Source organism: Methylacidiphilum kamchatkense Kam1 (assembly GCF_007475525.1).
Taxonomy (GTDB): domain Bacteria; phylum Verrucomicrobiota; class Verrucomicrobiia; order Methylacidiphilales; family Methylacidiphilaceae; genus Methylacidiphilum; species Methylacidiphilum kamchatkense.
This window is the reverse complement of record NZ_CP037899.1, coordinates 1,565,959-1,582,431: the sequence shown is the minus strand read 5'-3', so window position 1 is coordinate 1,582,431 and position 16,473 is coordinate 1,565,959. Positions and strand designations below refer to the sequence as shown.

The window sequence follows — 16,473 nt, the reverse complement described above, 5'->3', positions numbered from 1 at the left end:
TGACTTAGGGCTTAGTAGGTATCCTTTTCATTTTGATGATGGAATAGAGAGTGGCAATTCCTACATAACCGAATCCTATGGTATGAAGGAAAAGAGTGGGAACAGATACCCAAAGATGCTTCTGAAAAGCTTGAAAGAGCGCGATACTAAACACAGTAGCAGCGAATGTTTCCAATAGGGGAAGGGTTAGACTATGTTCGACTTTGTAAATCGGTTTTTGGGGATTATAAGAACCATTTTTGGGGGTGCGCACAAATATATTGTTTTTCCCAAATAAGCCGTCGATGACCGATTTCGTATTGGCAAAAGTCATGCCTAGAGCCATTGCCATAGAAAAAGGCAAAATAAAAAGAGTGCTAAGCTCGAACTTCTTACTCAAGATCAGAATGACAGACAGATAGGAAATGTAAAAAAGAGAAATCACGGAGAAAAGCATCCCAGCAATTATTTGCACTGAGGATTTTTCTTGAGGTGCAGAGAAAAAAGTAACGGCATTGAGAATAACCAGAAGCGCAACGATAGGATGGATAGAATGGGCAAGTAAGTGAAATAACCCTTCAATTTTGGAAGTTGTAGGAAAAGAGCCGCGCAGTAAAGAAAGAAGGTGTTTTTTTGCGGTTTGAATCGCACCTTTGGCCCACCGATGTTGTTGGGTCCTAAAAGCGACAATAGGGGATGGAAGTTCGCTTGGAACAACCATTTTTTGAGTATACACAAATTTCCATCCTTTAAATTGCGCTCGGTAACTGAGATCTAAATCTTCGGTTAGAGTGTCTCCTTCCCATCCGCCCGCATCAATAATGCATTGTTTTCTCCAGACCCCAGCGGTTCCATTGAAATTGAAAAAAAGATTTTGTTTGTACCGAACGGGTTGTTCCAAAAGAAAATGTCCATCAAGAAACAATGCCTGACAGCGGGTAAGTAGATTGGAATTGCGATTTAAATAACCCCATCTAGCTTGAACCATGCCAATTTTTGGAGAGGAAAAGTATGGAAGAGTATTTTTAAGAAACGATGGAGGAGGAATAAAATCCGCATCGAAGATGGCTATAAACTCGCCTTTTGCTTTTTCCAGTCCATATTGTAAGCCGCCTGCCTTATAACCTGCTCTTGTTCCTCTTTGGAGATGTTGAATGTCAAAACCCTTTTTTTTAAAATCAGCGACTAGATTCGAAACGATGGCCGTGGTTTCATCCGTAGAGTCGTCTATAATTTGAATTTCCATTTTCTCTTTTGGATAATCGATAGCACACACCGCATACAGCAAGCGTTCTACTACCGATTTTTCATTATAAATCGGAAGTTGGATCGTTACTTTTGGACAACAATCCGCAGCGAGTATGCCCTCTTGCTTCTTTTTCTCTGCATTAGATCCTAGGAATAGTCTCAACACAAGGCTGATCCGATAGATTCCATGAATCAAAAGCATCAGTGCAAGCATCAAAAAACCGAAGGATATCATAGAAAATCATCCTTAGTAGTGAATTGTTTTTTTGGACAGCTGAGCATATGGCTCGAGACTGAAGAGAAACAAGCAGCTAAAGGTAGCCTTTTCCATAAAAAGAAAAAAATGACGAATTTTCTCTTCGAAGCCCTGTCCATAACCGGAATTTTCTAAAAGTGCATCCTTAATTTCGCGACGAATATATTCGGACAACCAAACGATTATCAAGCCAAACCATTTATCTGCTTCTTTTTGATGAAATCAAAGAAAAAAACAAGACAAGATTTTCATAATTCTGGAGTTGTAATGGTTGCTTGCTGCTAAATGGTTACCAATCAATCCTTTTAGCATCTTTCATTGATTAGAAAAACAACAATCAGGATATTTTTCGACATTCATATAATTTTTTTTGCTAGAACTGCTGCCCAAAGTTTTAAGGAGCCGTAATGGCCACTTCTTCTAAAATCCATTTTCCTCCTTTCTTTTTCCAACGCACATAGTCGCAGACTTTTGGACTTTGTAAAAAAAAGCTTTTATCTTTCTTTTTCCATTTGCCTTTAGCCTCTTTCTTAAGCAGATCACGATAGCTTAGAGCTTCAGCATGAGCCGTATCAAAAAGTTCATTATAGGTTGGTCCTTCCATTTTTGTCTTGTAAAAAGATCGGTTCGTCTTTTTTGTTTCATCAAAAAAAAGATGAAACAATGGACCTTTAGATTTGAAATCCTTTTCGATTTTTTGTTGATCAATTCTCCATTGGAAATTCGGATTAGAAAGATTCCCTTGCGTATAAATAAGAACGAGGGCGGGCGGATTTTTGGGAAAAAAATGAATGATTTTGGATTCCTTTTTGTTTCTTACCGCTTCTATATACTCTTTCATTGCCTCTTTGACACTTTTGGAAGAAGCAATTGGAAGGATAGGTAAGACTGTCATAGCTAAAAGAAAAACCAAAACTTTTTTACAAGAGGAAGGCAAAAGAGAAAAGGCTGCCATATCCAAGTGTGCCATCTTAAAATTTAAATGGAGTGCAGCTTCCATGTAACGTTAAGTAAGCTACTCCAGTAAAAAGAATTATGTAGCCTAAAATGCTAAAAATTTCGTTCCAATTCGGTCTTTTTATGGCATTAGTTTTAGCATTCAAAAAGATAAAAAAAAGAAAAAAATAGTCTTTCTAAAACAATTATCATCAAGAAAGATGAGTCCTCAAAAAGAAAGATTTATCCCTTTTTCTTCTTCTTTTTCTCTAACAGAGATACCAGCTAGAAAGGGATCCTATCTGCTTATTTTCTTTTTAGGCAAAACAACCATTTTTTTTAAACAAACCAAGAGGCAGATAGCTGAAGGATGGTATTGTTATTGTGGTTCGGCCAGGGGCAATGGTGGCTTACGCAGCCGTCTTTCTAGGCATACGTCAGTTTTTAAAACCGTTCATTGGCATATTGATCTTTTGACCCCTCAGGCCTGTTTTGTAGCTATCTGCTTGTATGAACGCTTAACTCCCTTTCTAGAATGCTTGCTGAGCCAAGGATTGATCCATTTTTATGGTTTGAAGACCCCTTTGCCGGGATTTGGCTCGACGGATTGCCAGAAGAAGTGTATAAGCCATTTGTTGTATACTCCAAAGGAGTTGGATTGGGAAAAAATGAGCACAAAAATCATAGAGAAGATCGAACACCATGAAAAACAAGAATAGACTGAAGCTGAAGCTGTTGTTTTATGTCCTCTTTTGGGCTATTCCACTGCTTCGATCAGCCATGGGTGAAGAAGCTGGCTTTATTGAAAAGAATCTGCAGGCCAGAGCAGCCCTCGTATGGGATGTGGACCAAAAAAAAGATCTGTTTAGTCGCGATGCCGACTCACAGTATTATCCGGCAAGCACAACAAAAATCATGACTGCACTGATCACCTACGAAAAGACCAAACTGGAAGGGACCGTTACCATCCAGTCTGGAGACCTCGGTCTATCGGAATGTCCTGTGGTTCGCTTTCTGCCAGGAGAAAAATACTCGGTCAAAAGTCTCCTCTATGCCATGCTTCTTTCCTCGAGCAATGAAGCGGCTATGGCTTTGGCCAGACATTCCGGTGGGACTGTCATGGCCTTTGTCGATGAGATGAATAAAAAAGCAAGAACTCTAGGATGCTTGCACACCCATTTTCAGAATCCTCACGGGATTTCTTATCCAGGTCACATGACCTGTGCAAACGATTTGAGGAAAATCTTTGAAGCTTTTCTGGCTGTCCCAGACCTTGTAAAAATCGCTGCTTCTCCCAATTATGAACTATTGACTGTGGATGGTAAACCCATCCAATATCTCATGTCGACCAATAAACTGCTCGATCTTTATCAGGGTATGGTGGCTGGTAAAACTGGTTGGACCCCTGAATCCAGGAATACTTTCGTTGGGTTGTGCCAAAGAAAAGATAAAAAACTCATTATTGTGATCCTAGATAGCCCTAATAAATGGCACGATGCGCTTGTGCTCTTACAACCTTTTTTGGGAGGTCCATTGCCATAACCCGTTGTAATGGCAGCCTAGAATAGAAGCAAGGCACATGGCTCAAGGGCTCTTGTCTAAGCAGCTCATGGTGGAGGGAATACTCTGCGAGGAACCCGCTTGCAGGCGCTCTTCTCCTCACGGCTGCGTTCGGCAACTCTAAAGGGTTCCTAGAAATCCTGCCGACCATGAGGACAGCTTGAGCGTGAGCGACATGTCCATTAGTGACAATGATCAGGTGGTATATTGTCTAAAATACATCACCTATCTATTTCCAAGAAGTCGTTAGGGTAATAGTAGCCTGGAAAGGGGCCAATGCTCTCTAGCTTCAGTCGTAAACACCATTTCGGGAATACGATCTGGGAAGAAAGAGATGAGATGAGAGGCTCATCCCATTTAGGCAATAGGGAAGTGTCATTCTAATAGCTATTGCCTATGGCGTAGTGGTTCAGTAAGATATGCGTTGAAGTATTTCTTTCTGAATGAGGACAGGTGCCAGAGCGGTTGATTGGGACGGTCTTGAAAACCGTTAGGGAGTTTCCCTCCCTCGTGGGTTCGAATCCCACCCTGTCCGCCATTTCCGTGTACGTAAGGCAGGTGGGCTTTTATTTGATCTTTTCATGGGCATTCCCAGGCAAAGAGCTTGCACTGACCAAAGGAAAATTCTCAACCGCTTTGACTCAAGGTGGTTTTCTTCATGTTGGACAATGTCCAAGAAATTTTTTTCCTCTCTTTTTTATACCTCCCCTGTAAGGATATTATTTCTCCGATGGGCGTTACTGAAGAATCATAGATCATCATCCAAAGTTTTTTTAAAAGAAAACATTCTAGAGCATGGGATTGTCCATTGGGTGTGTTTACCTGTACCAGGCATACCATTCTGCTTTAATTTTTTGATCAATAGAATGAATATTTTGCCACTGCCAATAGACTCTACCATTTGAAGTTTTGTAGCCATCTGGAGAGAGTTTAAAAAAATTGCCGCATAACCATTGGATAAAATAGGGAGAGTTGGGTTTTCCGATTCCAGGAATGATTCGATTGATAGAGCTGAGATCTAGAGTAAAAGTCATATACATGGGTTCGGAAGAGTTTCCGTTGACAATATAATGGAATTCATCAATTTTCCCTTGTTCTTGGGCCGGAAGAACATTGAATTCAGCTTGTATGATATAATTAAAACCACCATGGGCATGAAAAGGCTCTGAAAGCCAGACATATTGGGCGTAGTGGGATGCATAATGTCTAGCAAAAATTTTTTCTGCTTCTTCTCGTGGATATTTTTTCATAGGAATTGGAGAGCCATTAAGCCATCCCCTGACCCACAATGCTGGGAATTGAGGGTCCTCAGGCAAAAATAGATTGCCAACTCCTGGTATAGGAGAAAGTACTGAAGAATAGCGTTGATCAAAAAAGATGTGCGGTTCCTGGAGCATGGTTCCAGGCTTTTGAGTGAGAAAGAGTCGAGCATAGGTGTCTAATTTTTCATAGTAAGCGAAAAAGAAGAAGGAAAGAAAGAGAGACAAAAAACCCATTTTGCCTATTTTTGATGAAAAGGCGTTATTCTGCAATTCTTTCTTTCTATCTGGATTGCGGATGCTCGTTGGTAGGTTGTTGTGAGATAGAGAGGAAAGGGTGTTTTGTTGACTTTATTCTTGGTGCTTTTCATAAACATCAGCCACAAACAGAAAATAAGGTAACAATTGACAGAACTCCAAAGCCTGCTTCTAGAAGGTTCATTTCGGTATCGGCTAAGTCTGCCACAAGTTCCGCACAAAACCCCATGCCATGATCAGTATAAATTGTGTAATGCTGGGCGTCGAGGGCTTGTAGGGGGGGAACATGTCCAGGACAGAAGCCGTCACAGCCTAGCCACCAAGAGGGAACATTCGTTCTATATCTGGCCTAAACAAGCACCTCTTCAACAAAGACTTAGGCAAGTTATGCCGTTAGCAGGGCTACAAACAGAAATGGCAGAACGGCTGGTTTATTTCTGGCCCACCATAAGAACATAAGTCGTATCTACTCGAGCCACGGTCATGGGTCGGCGACCAGCCGCTAGAGGTGGCTCTTGTTCAAGTCCTAGGAAAGTCCTTTGAAAAAGTCACCGATGTGGTCGGCGTAATCAATGGGCTAAGGGTGGCGCACGCTCGTTTTGTCTGTGAAATGAGCGATGCAGTAGGCTCTCTCCAGTAGGAATCTATCGAAGTAGCTTTAAAGCTGCTTAACCCTTTGCCTAAGTGACATCGGAAACTCCGGTTTTAGGCAAGTAGGGATGTCAAAGCTCTAGTTATCAAGGATTATCAAATGGAATGACACAAAGTAAATATTAAAAAGTAAATATTAAAAAGAAATAACAATAGCAACCATCCAACTTTCCGCGAAATATTGGGTCAGTTAGCATGGTTAGAATGTTTTTGAGTAGGCTTTCTTATTAATTGGAATTTCTTCTCATCTTTTACTTAAGAGCCCTTGGAACATTTGATTTGCTTGAGGGAAGAAAATTAGCCCTTCGGCTATTTCTTCTTTCTTCGATAGCAGCTGCTAAGCAAATAGCTCGCTGGCAAACCTAAAGTTTTTGGGAACGGTTTCATAGGATTGAGAACTGCTGAGGCAGGGATAAAACAGAAAAAAAACAGCCTTGGAATGCTCCCTAATAGCATTGGAAGCCTATATAAAAGATATGCAAATAAAAGATATGAAAAGATACAACTGGCGTAGTGAGAAGCGGATAGTTTTCTTTTTCCTTTTTTTTCTTTGTACCGTAGAGCTCTTGAATGCTGAACCCAAGCTTTCAAATTTATTAAGAAAACCCACGCTGGATATTAAAGACATTAAAAATCTTGTCCAGACGATGACATATAATCCGTTATGGGTAATAGCAGAAAATAAAGACTTTAGGGTTCAATATTATCCCAGTTACCATCCAAAAGGAAATAAGGATGTCGCCATTTACAAAATCGCCATTTCCAAAACGGTTTATACCTATACTTGCCCGAGTACTAGTGATCGAGCCATAAAAAAAATTGTAGCGGTTGATAATGAAAGAAAGGAATTAATCGATGCGCCTATACCGACTCTTTCTGGGAAAGCGGTTATATCTTATAGTAAGAAAAATATCGTTATAACATTTGATGGGAGTAAAGTTCAGTGTCGTCCTGAGGATATCATAAAAGGCTTTGGGAGTAAGAGAGAGCATTGGGAAAAGGATGGTTCTTTAGTGATACCTTTTTGGAAACAATATTCAGAAATACCGACTCCTCTAAGGTATAAATTCATAGCCAATAGGCTAGTCGAATTGCAGATTAATGATACAAATTAATGGTACCACCAGATCTTTCCCTTCTCTTCGACACCGCATAGGCTAAAAAACTACAACTAAAAAACTACAACACTTGCTGAAAAAATGAAAAGAGCTTTAGCAGTCCTTGTAGGAGAAATCCACACTACAAATCACTATAAGTCCTTGATCAACGCGCTACCTCAACTAGACCAACAAGGCTTTGTAGTAACCTTGGAACTAGCAAGGGATTTTAATCCGCTAATCCAACACTTTATGCGGAAAGCTAGCCAGATATATGAAAAGGCTAACGAGCATAAAATAGATGCGCAAGAAGCCGAAAAAAGAGTCGATCAGCTGGAAGCCAAAATGATATATCAAATGCAGAAAAGATACCCAGCTGTTTTAGCTTTGCCTTTTGACGTGAACGTGAAGAAGTGTTCTATCAAAAAGGAAAAGGGCCAATGGATCATGGTGGACAAAAGCACTGGAGAAAAATTTCCTACACCTCTTGTGTCTCATTATACTGATGTAATCAAAGAGGTAGTAAAGCATAATGTACAGAATCATGGGAACCTACAGGTATATGCGGTGGACATTAGTACTAAAGAAATGAAGGAGCAGGTTAAAAGTAAGAATTTGTATCTTCAAATAGGTTTGCCTAAAACGTGTCAACAGCCTATTGAGGAGTACTTAAAGAAAGCAAGAAAAAGCGCTTTTCTTGGGAAAAGTCCAAAAGAAAGTCTACGAAAAAAACTCTTCGAGACGCTTCAAAAAGAAGGGATTATTCCATACAATTATCAAGATCTTTTTGACGAATTGGATAAGGTAGCGAACTTACAACGCAAGGAGAAGTTTGAGGTTCAATGCGATTTAGAAAATATCGAAATTGGAAAATATGTACCTGCTCCAACACCTGCATTTCTGGATTATAGGGATCGAAGGATGGCTGGAAATCTAGAGTACAAAGAGGATCACAGGTATGGTCCGTGTAACATTAAAAGAGTGGCAGAAACTAGACATTTTTATTATCCAGGCTCTAGAGTGATCCATTGGGGAGGGGCGTTTCATTTAGGAGAGTATAAATGGAAGAATAATTTAGGAGAAAGACAAACCAATCTTTCCAAAGAAGTGAAGCAAGCAGGTTTTCCCTATATTGTTACAGCTGATGGATATACGAATGAATTGAGAAATTATCCAACAAATTATGTGTTTGAAAGTCAAAGAGGTTTACAAAAGGCGATAACCCATGGGATAAAAATCCAAACGACATCTCCTGGGCATTTTCCTCTGCCTCTTTCGGAGCACGTTCAACAAAAAGGAAAAGATCCACGTGCCCCAAAAAAATAGAAATTCAGAATATCAAAACAACATGCGCCATTGGCGCATATAAATCATCGATACCAGGCATACCATTGGACGCGGATTTTCTGGTCGATGCTTGAGATATGGGTCCAGCGCCAGCTGACGGTGCTACCGGCTCTTTGGTAACCGGGAGGTTCTAGCCTGAAAAAGGTGCCATAAAGCCACTGGACATAAAAAGGGTTATTTTGTCTACCGATTCCAGGAATTGCCATAGTGATGGCACCAAGATCCATCGTAAAGGTCACCTCTTCGATTGGCCGGTCCACGTGATCCCAGTTTAAGATACAGACGTATTCATCTATTTTTTGGGTGCCTTCTGCCGGCAGCACGACAAACTCCGCCTGTTTATGCAGTTCCCCACTGCCAGTATACTCCTCAGAAAGCCAGACGTATTTGGAATGCCGAGAAACCAAACCCGTCCCAATTGCCTGCGCTCTAGTATATTTTTTCATGCTCAGTGGATGGCCATTAATCCAGGCCCTGGCCCATAACGCCGGATATCTGGGATCTTCCGGTATATAGGCTTGAAAGACTCCACTATCATAAGAATTGACTTTTTGATCGAAAAACACGTGGGGAGTGAGGGCGTAGGGGTAGGTTTTTTCTCTAGTCAGGAAGAGCTTGGCATAGGTATGGGTTGATTCGATATAATTATAAAGGAAAAAAAAGGAAAACAGGATCGTCATGGCATGTCTTTTCCTATTTATACTCCTTTCCAACAATAGCTTTTAGGACGCCTCCTACTCGGCTTTGGATGTTCTGTCCAACGCCCTGCAGTCCTTCCATGCTTGCCCCGTGCACCCTGCCGAAATGCCCGCTAAAGCCTTCTAGCAAGGCGCCAGCCATGTCTGAGAATGCTAAAGACCAACCATAAGCGACTCGAACGGCTACCAGCGGGAACATCGAACCAGCATAGATAAAAGCGGCAACAATGTTTATGCCAAGGGAGTAGAGCACCCAGGCTCCTGAAGCCTGTAAAAACCCTAGAATAGTATAGACCACCGCACACAAAAAGGAACTTTTAGCCGAAGCACCTTGTTCAAGGCATTGCTGAATCGGAATACCTCCTGGAGCCCCGTTATTGGTAAGAATGGATTGGAGAAAGACTTGTAAGAGGCTTGAAAAGCCGCCTCCGCTGCCTCCAAAAAGGTTGGAAAGGCTAAGTCCGTTAATCGGCCAGCCGATAGTCGCTTCAATGATCATAGGAACCATCGCTCCTAGAGTTGTGGCACCAGCTACAAAGCCCATGTCTCCGCTGACACTAATGCCAAAGAGGGTATTAAAAATAATGTCAGCCATCATATACCCAAGTCCGGCTAGGATACAGTAGAGGGGCGGAACGATTGATACGGCGACTAGGCCTATAAGCATTGGCCTCCAGAGACCCCGGAAGGAAGCAAAAAAAGTCAGTGGTACCAGAGCAATCCCAAACCCAGTCAAGGCTTGATAGGCTGCCTCACTACCCCCAAGCAATATGATCTGACTAAAAATGATAGTGAATATCGCTCCAATGCAAAGGAGAGCGGCTGTTAAAACAAGAGCAAAAACCCAGCCGATAGAAGTCATAAGGGGTATCGCCCAGATCTGCATGGCAGTTACGGTTTGAGAAGCAACTGGACTGATATCATTTGGCATCATAGCCATCCATGAAAGAAGTCCCTGAAAGGCTTGATTGAGATATTTGTATACCACTGGATTAAAGATCGCCAAGTTATTGGCCAGTCCAAACATGCGGCTTACAAAGATCGGTCCAAATTTAAAATCGGCTATATTGCCCGGACACACTCCTCCTGGTGAAGCCACAGCTCCAACTCCACTGGACGGAGGCACATGGATCCAACATATCCACCATTGGGTTGGGGTACTCCCTGCAGGTGGATCAAAGGCAAGGTTAGCGATTTGTTTTCCCCAGTTGAGTCCTCCTTGAATCAAGGCTTGCCTGGCGGCATCAATAAGGTGCTGAGGAAATTGTGCATACACAACGATCCAAATCACGACTGCATGAATGGTATAATCGATGAGTTCATCGATAATGGGTCTTCCGAAGGCCACTCGAAACCCTCCGACGGCTGCTGCCATGAAAAATAAAAAAGGGGCGATGCTTACTGCAATCTGTTCGCCTTCTTCTCTAGCTTGCTGACCAAACTGAAAAACTTTTTGGATAAGAGGACCAAGACTTGGATCGATCCCTGATAGAGACCCATTGGGTTGATAGCCACCTGGTTGTTGAGAGTAGGCAGGGATGGTAAAAAAAAGAAAAATAAAAAAAGAAAAAATAAAAAGCCTCTTTCTGCTCATTTCTTTTTCTCTTGCACTATTATTAATAGAAAAAAGAAAAGTTTTTGAGGCTTGCTTAGAAAAGAAAAGTCTGAAGAACTTTTTGCATGAAGACTCCAAAATGCATGCGCCAACGAACGCATGGTTTTGTTTCAGTTTTCGTTAACATGAATGTTGGATAGAAAGGTAAAAGAAAATGAGTTTAGATCACCAATTATATACGTTATTGGAAACGCTTCGTTCTTATGAAGCAGAAGAGCCTTATATTGTATTCAATCCACCTGCTTCTCCGCAAGCGATAGAAGAAGCCGATAAAATAAGCCAAAAGGAATTTGGAGTGGCAATTCCAGAGGTATACAAGGATCTTTTGGCTTATGCCAATGGGTTTAGTTTTGGATTGGGTTATTTTTATCCAGTAATTGACAGTCAATCTTCTCTTCCGTGGTTAAGGGAAGAAGATCCAAAGGAAAGTAACTTTTTTTATTTTGTTACACGTAATCAGTATGTAAGAACGCATTATAAAGGGCTTTATGACCATAAGCTACTTTTAGGCGAATCTTTAAGTCTAGCTCGGAGATATCTCTACGATAGTTCTTCGGGCCTTTACTATACGGTCTACAATAAAGGAGGACTGTGTAATTTCATCAATCCAACAAAGGATAGGGAGAGTTATGAAGATTTGTATTCGTTAATAAAAGCAGAGGTAGAATTCATTTTTTATAATTTAAAACACGCACAAAAAAGTTTGGATCCGAAGCTCATAGCTTGTTTACATGCGCATAGGAAAAGCAGATATGCTTTAGAAGGCTGTTTTCTGCCACCAGCAAGCCCTTCGGCAATAGAAAAAGCTGATAGAAATTTTTACGGAGAATTCGGAGTCTCTATCCCTCAATTTTACAAGGATTTTTTAGCGTATAGCAATGGTTTTTGGAGCAAGCTCATCATTTTAGCATCAATTCCTGATGAGACTTCTCCAATCGAGTGGTTGCGTACTGAGAAGGATGAATCATTCAACAAAGTGACTCCATTTTATTTTATTTCTTCCTTAAATCGTTATATTAGGGAAAAAGCGAAAAGAGAACTAGCAGGTAGATTGAAGGATGAGGTAGAGAGAAAAGCAATCGTTAGAGTTGATGAGTTAATAGATGTTTTTTTTGGGATATGTAGTAGAAAGTGTCACATTGAATATATGTATAGTGATCATAGAGATCAAACATTTTATGGAGGTAGTTTTTTTCTTTGTATAGAAGAAGGTATCAAAGGTTGTATAAGTAGGAATGATCCAATAATAAGAGCACACTACTTTAATGATTATCCAAGTTTACGTTCTCTTTTATTAACAGCCATGGATCCTACAAAAAATATATTACATGTTGAGAAAAATAAACCTGAAGAATGATTGTGAAAGGGGCTAGTACATAGGATCTTTTAGTTGTGGGCTTACAGCGATCTACTGGGGGGGGGAGGGGGGGAGAGTCAATCAGTTTTTTATTCCAAGGAGGCTTGTCCCCTTTAAAAGGGGGGATAGCAAAGGGCTTGTTCTTCATCTTTTTCTATTTGATTGAATAGTTGAGCAGGGTTATAGACAGGAAAAGTTGGTGGGGATCTGAATCTCTTAGTTAGCATGCACAAGAGGTTGGGGTCAGTTAAAGGCCTGTAGGGATGGATCCTTCCAGATTGGATGGCAAGAGGTGGAAAAGACTCTGCAAGGCGATCGATTATTTTTTTTTTAGTTCAACGTTGTATCTGGCTATTAGAATTGTATTTTAAAGCTGTGAAAGAACCATTAGAAGATAGAGCAAAAAAGGCAGCAAGGATTATTGCCTCTCCACAAGAATTTAAAGTGTGTGAAAGTTGTGGCTCAATTGTGGCGAAGAAAGCTGTATTTTGCCCCAATTGTAATGGATACCGGTTCGATGGTTCGAAGGAAATGGTGATCGCGCAAGCAGAAATTTTGGGCAAAAGGGAGTCGACGTCGATTTCCCAAGAAGATTATCTTTAAAAAAAATTGGCCCATATTCTGCTTTAATAGAGAAAAAAAACCGCATTATGCACAAGGGGTTATTCTTTCTATTTTTTTTGTATTTTCTATCCTCTACCATTGGACAAAGTACTATAGTTCAAACCTCTAAAGGAGAAAGGCTAACTATTCTTAACAGTTATGAAGAAGCTAAAGCCATTCCGCCTGGGAAGACCTTTGCTATGATTTGTGGGAAATGCAAAGGGGTTTGGATGACAATAGTTAGAAAAGCTAGCAAGGAGCATCTTTCATGGTTTGATTCTAGTCAATGGCAGAATTGCCCGGGATTATGCAAAGGTTTGATCCATTCAAAAGAGACAAAAACCCACAAGCAGCTTTTTCTATGCAGTCATTGTGGAGAACATTCGGCCTTTGCCTGTTGCGGCTCTTGAAGGTAAAGATAATCCTGGACATTGCGGGATAGCAGCAGTTCTACAACCAACGGCAAAAAATGTCTCTTGGTTCTGAATGGAAGGAATATAGGCCTAAAGTATAGAGCTTGTGTGTGGGTATACCAAAGTAGGCAGGGATGTCGGAGTTGGAGTTCGTGATCAACTTTGCCATTGGAGTCTGAAACTACTCTATGCTTATTTGAATCGAAATGCTTTAGGCTGGTAAAATCCTAAGAGGCGTACCACTTTTCTTGGGTGAAACCTCCTTCTTTCTTCTTTGGCTTATCCCCTTGCTTTTCTTTTTGTAAGACTTCTGGGTGTTTCTGCTATTAAAAACATTCGCAATCGTGCGCACAGTTTGCTTCCTGCTCCGATGCGTCTTGCTCTGAGCGCCTTCGTGTCTGACAGGCCTGACTTTCCCGACTACAGCAGAGCCTCTCTCTGCCGCAGCGCCAACGTTACCGGGTGGACTTGTCACGGGGTAGGGCAGTTACGGTTGCCAGCCGTTTGAGGTTGAGCGCTGCGTTCGGGTCGCAGTCGTGGACTGCCGCCACGTTGCGGGCAGTTCTTTTTCCAGATCTTTCAGCCTCAACGCTTCGTTCTTCCAACCACAGACCGAAGACAGTCTGCTGCTCGGATACGATGACAAGCTGCCTACTATAGCGCCTGGGCTTTGCCGCTATGCCTGTCCTAATAGGGCTTTCCAGGTAGTCAATAATCCCTATTATGGTTGGATAATAAGCGCAATTTAAGCAAACGAGGTCCTTGGACTGTTGGATGTTCTAGGAGAATATCCTGAGCGGAGGCGATAATCCCATGGAGATTCCCAAAGATATAGGCTATTGCTAAAGATGAAGTCTTCGGAACAGCCAAACTTTAAAAAAATCTAGCATGAAGAAATAGAGGAAAGTGGCTATGACAATAGCCATGAGCGAAGCAAATCCAATGCTTTCCATGCCAATTCCCTTTGTAGCCTGGAACGTTAGGCCTAAGAGCACCATGGTCGAGGTAACTATCATCCAGGGGCTTGGAAGGGAATGCCACCAGTTGCGTCGTTCTCTGACCAGGTAGAGGGTAGCTTGCCCTTCCAATACGAGAAGGATGAAACTAAGGGATTGGAGATGAGATGGATCCAGCTTTAAAGTATATTTAGCTACCAAAAAAAGGCTGAAAGAAAAGAATAGCAGCATACTACCGATCGTTGTCCCTGCAATAACGATCGATCGGATTGGCCATTTTCGGATCCGATTGGATGGTTTTACTCTATCTGTCACTAGGGAAAGCGTGAGCACATCATTATAAAGGACAAGAAGAACACCAAGAAATGGATTCAATACAAAAGTATTTCCAACGATTAGTCCTAGCGTCATAAAGAACGCTACTTCTACCGTTTTGACCATTTTGTTGAGGATATAAGTAAGGATCCTTTCGAAAATAGCACGGCTGAGCAGGATTGCCGGAATGATATCCATCAGGCCTGGATTGGTAAGAATAAGGCTAGCAGCGGATTTTGCGATATCGACAGCGTTAGCAACGGCTATTCCTACTTGGGCTTGTCGCAGCGCTGGGGCATCATTGACGCCATCGCCTGTCATTCCTGTCACATGGTTTTTCTTTTGAAATGCCTGAACAATTCTATATTTATCCTCAGGGAAGACCCCAGCTATAATGTCGTAGTTCTCAATTTGTTGCGGATCAATAGCTGAGGAATCGGATAAGGTAATCGAATGTTCTCCAATACCCACTTGTTTTCCTATGGATTTCGCAGTGTATTCCTGATCTCCAGTGACCATAACCACTTTGATACCGAGCCATTGAATCTTTGCGATTAATTCTTTTGCATCCGTCCTCAGTGGATCCGAAAAACCGATAAGCCCTAGCAGCGTATGGGCAGCAGGAGAACCATAGGCAACGGCAAGGATGCGTGAGCCATCGGCCTCAAGTGTTTTTGCTTGATCCAGTACTTCTGTAGCATTGATCCCTATCGTTTTTAGTACGGTAGGAACAGATCCTTTGAGGACTATGCACTGCCTTCCTTCTTTATCTTTGTATATAGCCTTAGCCATTTTAGTCTTAGGATCTGCGGGAATATAGTGTAGAAAGTCCAGACCAAGTTCTTTGGTAGACAAATGAAGTTCGTCTACTTTTTCAAGGATAGCTTTATCGATAGGATTTTCTCCCAGCGGATCGGAACAAAGCGCAGCAAAAAGCAGGAGATTTTGCTCTGAACAGGGAGCAAAGGGCTTTAAAATCTGAAGCTTGAGTTCATTACACGTCAACGTTCCGGTTTTGTCTACAAGCAAAACGTCCATAGTTGAGGCGTCTTCTAGAGCAGAAAGTTTGGTACAGAGCACGCCTTTTTCTGCAAGCTCTTTTGAGCCTAGGGCTGTAGCCAGAGTGAAAACAGAAGGCAAAGTAACAGGAACAGAGGCAATAAGAATAACAAGGGCATAAGGTAAGAGAAAGGATAGGGGAGCCATCTTTATAATTCCATAAAGAAAAATTAATGCGATGAGCAGACTATCTACATAGACCAATGCTTTAACGATATTGAATATGACTTTTTGTGCTTCACTTGGGGGAGAGGCAATTTCAATCAACTGAGTGGTTTTCCCAAAGTGGGTTTTTGCTCCTGTTGCAATGACAATGCCACGCGCTTGTCCTGCTTCCACAAAAGAACCGCTTAAAAGCCTTTCTTCTGGGTGAACGGTACGTGGGAGAGACTCACCAGTTATTGCTGATTCATTGACTTCTATTTCTCCATCGATGAGTTGCAGATCGGCAGGGACAATATCCCCGCTGCGTAAAAGGACAAGATCCCCACGAACCAGTTCTTTTGCAGGGATTGTTGTCCATACGCCATCTCTGAGTACTCGAACGTTAGGAGAAAGTTTATGGAGCAGGGAACGCAGGGCACGTTTCGAACGGTACTCTTGCAAAAAAGAAAGCATAGAGGAACAAACAAGGAATCCAGCAATAGCGATCCCATCATGAATTCGGTGGAGAAGGATTTCTAAAAGAATCGTTATTTCAAGCATCCATGGAACAGGAGCCCAAAATTTCGAAAGAAACAGGAATAAAGGGGATTCTTTCTTTTCAGGGGGAGTATTAGGACCCTCTGCTAACAACCGTTTTTTTGCTTCCGCCCATGATAACCCTAAGTAAAGCTTGTTGCTGTCGTAAGGCACAAAGGTTTTCC

Annotated in this window: 15 protein-coding genes and 1 tRNA gene; 10 read left to right on the top strand and 6 right to left on the bottom strand. The window is 41.7% G+C overall.

The features are described from left to right. Window positions 1–4: 4 nt before the first annotated feature. Complete coding sequence (locus tag kam1_RS07375; protein WP_039720536.1) at window positions 5–1,462, bottom strand: cellulose synthase family protein; 1,458 nt, start codon at window positions 1,460–1,462, stop codon at window positions 5–7. A 415-nt stretch (window positions 1,463–1,877) separates the two neighbouring features. Next, window positions 1,878–2,453, bottom strand: a complete 576-nt coding sequence (locus kam1_RS07370; protein ID WP_235276608.1) for a hypothetical protein — start codon at window positions 2,451–2,453, stop codon at window positions 1,878–1,880. Window positions 2,454–2,640: 187 nt separating this feature from the next. Between kam1_RS07370 and kam1_RS07365 the strand changes: the two genes are divergently transcribed. The 3 genes from kam1_RS07365 to kam1_RS07355 all read left to right on the top strand — a co-directional run bounded on the left by kam1_RS07365 (window position 2,641) and on the right by kam1_RS07355 (window position 4,517). Continuing rightward, window positions 2,641–3,138, top strand: coding sequence for a GIY-YIG nuclease family protein (locus kam1_RS07365; protein WP_143958352.1), 498 nt, complete (start codon window positions 2,641–2,643; stop codon window positions 3,136–3,138). Then, entirely contained in the window at window positions 3,122–3,961 is an 840-nt protein-coding gene (locus tag kam1_RS07360; RefSeq protein WP_143958351.1) for a D-alanyl-D-alanine carboxypeptidase family protein, read from the top strand. The genes kam1_RS07365 and kam1_RS07360 overlap by 17 nt, the downstream gene beginning before the upstream one ends. A 465-nt stretch (window positions 3,962–4,426) precedes the next feature. Further along, window positions 4,427–4,517, top strand: a tRNA-Ser gene (locus tag kam1_RS07355). A 280-nt stretch (window positions 4,518–4,797) separates the two neighbouring features. On the opposite strand, the gene kam1_RS07350 is transcribed toward kam1_RS07355, so the two are convergent. Further along, window positions 4,798–5,475: a hypothetical protein gene (locus tag kam1_RS07350; RefSeq protein WP_039720538.1), complete on the bottom strand. Its 678-nt coding sequence runs from the start codon at window positions 5,473–5,475 to the stop codon at window positions 4,798–4,800. A gap of 168 nt (window positions 5,476–5,643) precedes the next feature. On the opposite strand from kam1_RS07350, the gene kam1_RS07345 reads away from it, so the two are divergent. The 4 genes from kam1_RS07345 (at window position 5,644) to kam1_RS07335 (ending at window position 8,570) form a co-directional block, all read left to right on the top strand. Then, complete coding sequence (locus tag kam1_RS07345) at window positions 5,644–5,955, top strand: hypothetical protein (RefSeq protein WP_143958350.1); 312 nt, start codon at window positions 5,644–5,646, stop codon at window positions 5,953–5,955. A gap of 49 nt (window positions 5,956–6,004) precedes the next feature. Continuing rightward, entirely contained in the window at window positions 6,005–6,136 is a 132-nt protein-coding gene (locus kam1_RS11060) for a hypothetical protein (protein WP_268747052.1), read from the top strand. Window positions 6,137–6,623: 487 nt separating this feature from the next. Next, window positions 6,624–7,262, top strand: coding sequence for a hypothetical protein (locus tag kam1_RS07340; RefSeq protein WP_143958349.1), 639 nt, complete (start codon window positions 6,624–6,626; stop codon window positions 7,260–7,262). Window positions 7,263–7,346: 84 nt separating this feature from the next. After that, window positions 7,347–8,570, top strand: a complete 1,224-nt coding sequence (locus tag kam1_RS07335; RefSeq protein ID WP_039720542.1) for a hypothetical protein — start codon at window positions 7,347–7,349, stop codon at window positions 8,568–8,570. Window positions 8,571–8,614: 44 nt separating this feature from the next. Here kam1_RS07335 and kam1_RS07330 read toward each other — a convergent pair whose 3' ends face one another. Together kam1_RS07330 and kam1_RS10725 are read right to left on the bottom strand one after the other, a co-directional pair. Then, window positions 8,615–9,271, bottom strand: coding sequence for a hypothetical protein (locus tag kam1_RS07330; RefSeq protein WP_143958348.1), 657 nt, complete (start codon window positions 9,269–9,271; stop codon window positions 8,615–8,617). A gap of 13 nt (window positions 9,272–9,284) precedes the next feature. After that, entirely contained in the window at window positions 9,285–10,883 is a 1,599-nt protein-coding gene (locus kam1_RS10725; protein WP_235276621.1) for a hypothetical protein, read from the bottom strand. A 175-nt stretch (window positions 10,884–11,058) separates the two neighbouring features. Here kam1_RS10725 and kam1_RS07320 point away from each other — a divergent pair, with 175 nt between their 5' ends. The 3 genes from kam1_RS07320 to kam1_RS07310 all read left to right on the top strand — a co-directional run bounded on the left by kam1_RS07320 (window position 11,059) and on the right by kam1_RS07310 (window position 13,274). After that, window positions 11,059–12,261, top strand: a complete 1,203-nt coding sequence (locus tag kam1_RS07320; protein ID WP_143958347.1) for an SMI1/KNR4 family protein — start codon at window positions 11,059–11,061, stop codon at window positions 12,259–12,261. A gap of 375 nt (window positions 12,262–12,636) precedes the next feature. Next, complete coding sequence (locus kam1_RS07315; protein WP_052250406.1) at window positions 12,637–12,864, top strand: hypothetical protein; 228 nt, start codon at window positions 12,637–12,639, stop codon at window positions 12,862–12,864. A 47-nt stretch (window positions 12,865–12,911) separates the two neighbouring features. Continuing rightward, window positions 12,912–13,274, top strand: coding sequence for a hypothetical protein (locus tag kam1_RS07310; RefSeq protein WP_039720547.1), 363 nt, complete (start codon window positions 12,912–12,914; stop codon window positions 13,272–13,274). 845 nt (window positions 13,275–14,119) lie between these two features. On the opposite strand, the gene kam1_RS07300 is transcribed toward kam1_RS07310, so the two are convergent. Further along, entirely contained in the window at window positions 14,120–16,462 is a 2,343-nt protein-coding gene (locus tag kam1_RS07300) for an HAD-IC family P-type ATPase (protein WP_039720770.1), read from the bottom strand. Window positions 16,463–16,473 lie beyond the last annotated feature (11 nt).

Coding starts and splice junctions, on each gene's coding strand:
- kam1_RS07370 (WP_235276608.1), bottom strand. CDS start 2,453: ATGGCACACTTGGATATGGCAGCCTTTTCTCTTTTGCCTTCCTCTTGT.
- kam1_RS07350 (WP_039720538.1), bottom strand. CDS start 5,475: ATGGGTTTTTTGTCTCTCTTTCTTTCCTTCTTCTTTTTCGCTTACTAT.
- kam1_RS10725 (WP_235276621.1), bottom strand. CDS start 10,883: ATGAGCAGAAAGAGGCTTTTTATTTTTTCTTTTTTTATTTTTCTTTTT.
- kam1_RS07365 (WP_143958352.1), top strand. CDS start 2,641: ATGAGTCCTCAAAAAGAAAGATTTATCCCTTTTTCTTCTTCTTTTTCT.
- kam1_RS07375 (WP_039720536.1), bottom strand. CDS start 1,462: ATGATATCCTTCGGTTTTTTGATGCTTGCACTGATGCTTTTGATTCAT.
- kam1_RS07330 (WP_143958348.1), bottom strand. CDS start 9,271: ATGACGATCCTGTTTTCCTTTTTTTTCCTTTATAATTATATCGAATCA.
- kam1_RS07360 (WP_143958351.1), top strand. CDS start 3,122: ATGAAAAACAAGAATAGACTGAAGCTGAAGCTGTTGTTTTATGTCCTC.
- kam1_RS07320 (WP_143958347.1), top strand. CDS start 11,059: ATGAGTTTAGATCACCAATTATATACGTTATTGGAAACGCTTCGTTCT.
- kam1_RS07340 (WP_143958349.1), top strand. CDS start 6,624: ATGCAAATAAAAGATATGAAAAGATACAACTGGCGTAGTGAGAAGCGG.
- kam1_RS07335 (WP_039720542.1), top strand. CDS start 7,347: ATGAAAAGAGCTTTAGCAGTCCTTGTAGGAGAAATCCACACTACAAAT.
- kam1_RS07310 (WP_039720547.1), top strand. CDS start 12,912: ATGCACAAGGGGTTATTCTTTCTATTTTTTTTGTATTTTCTATCCTCT.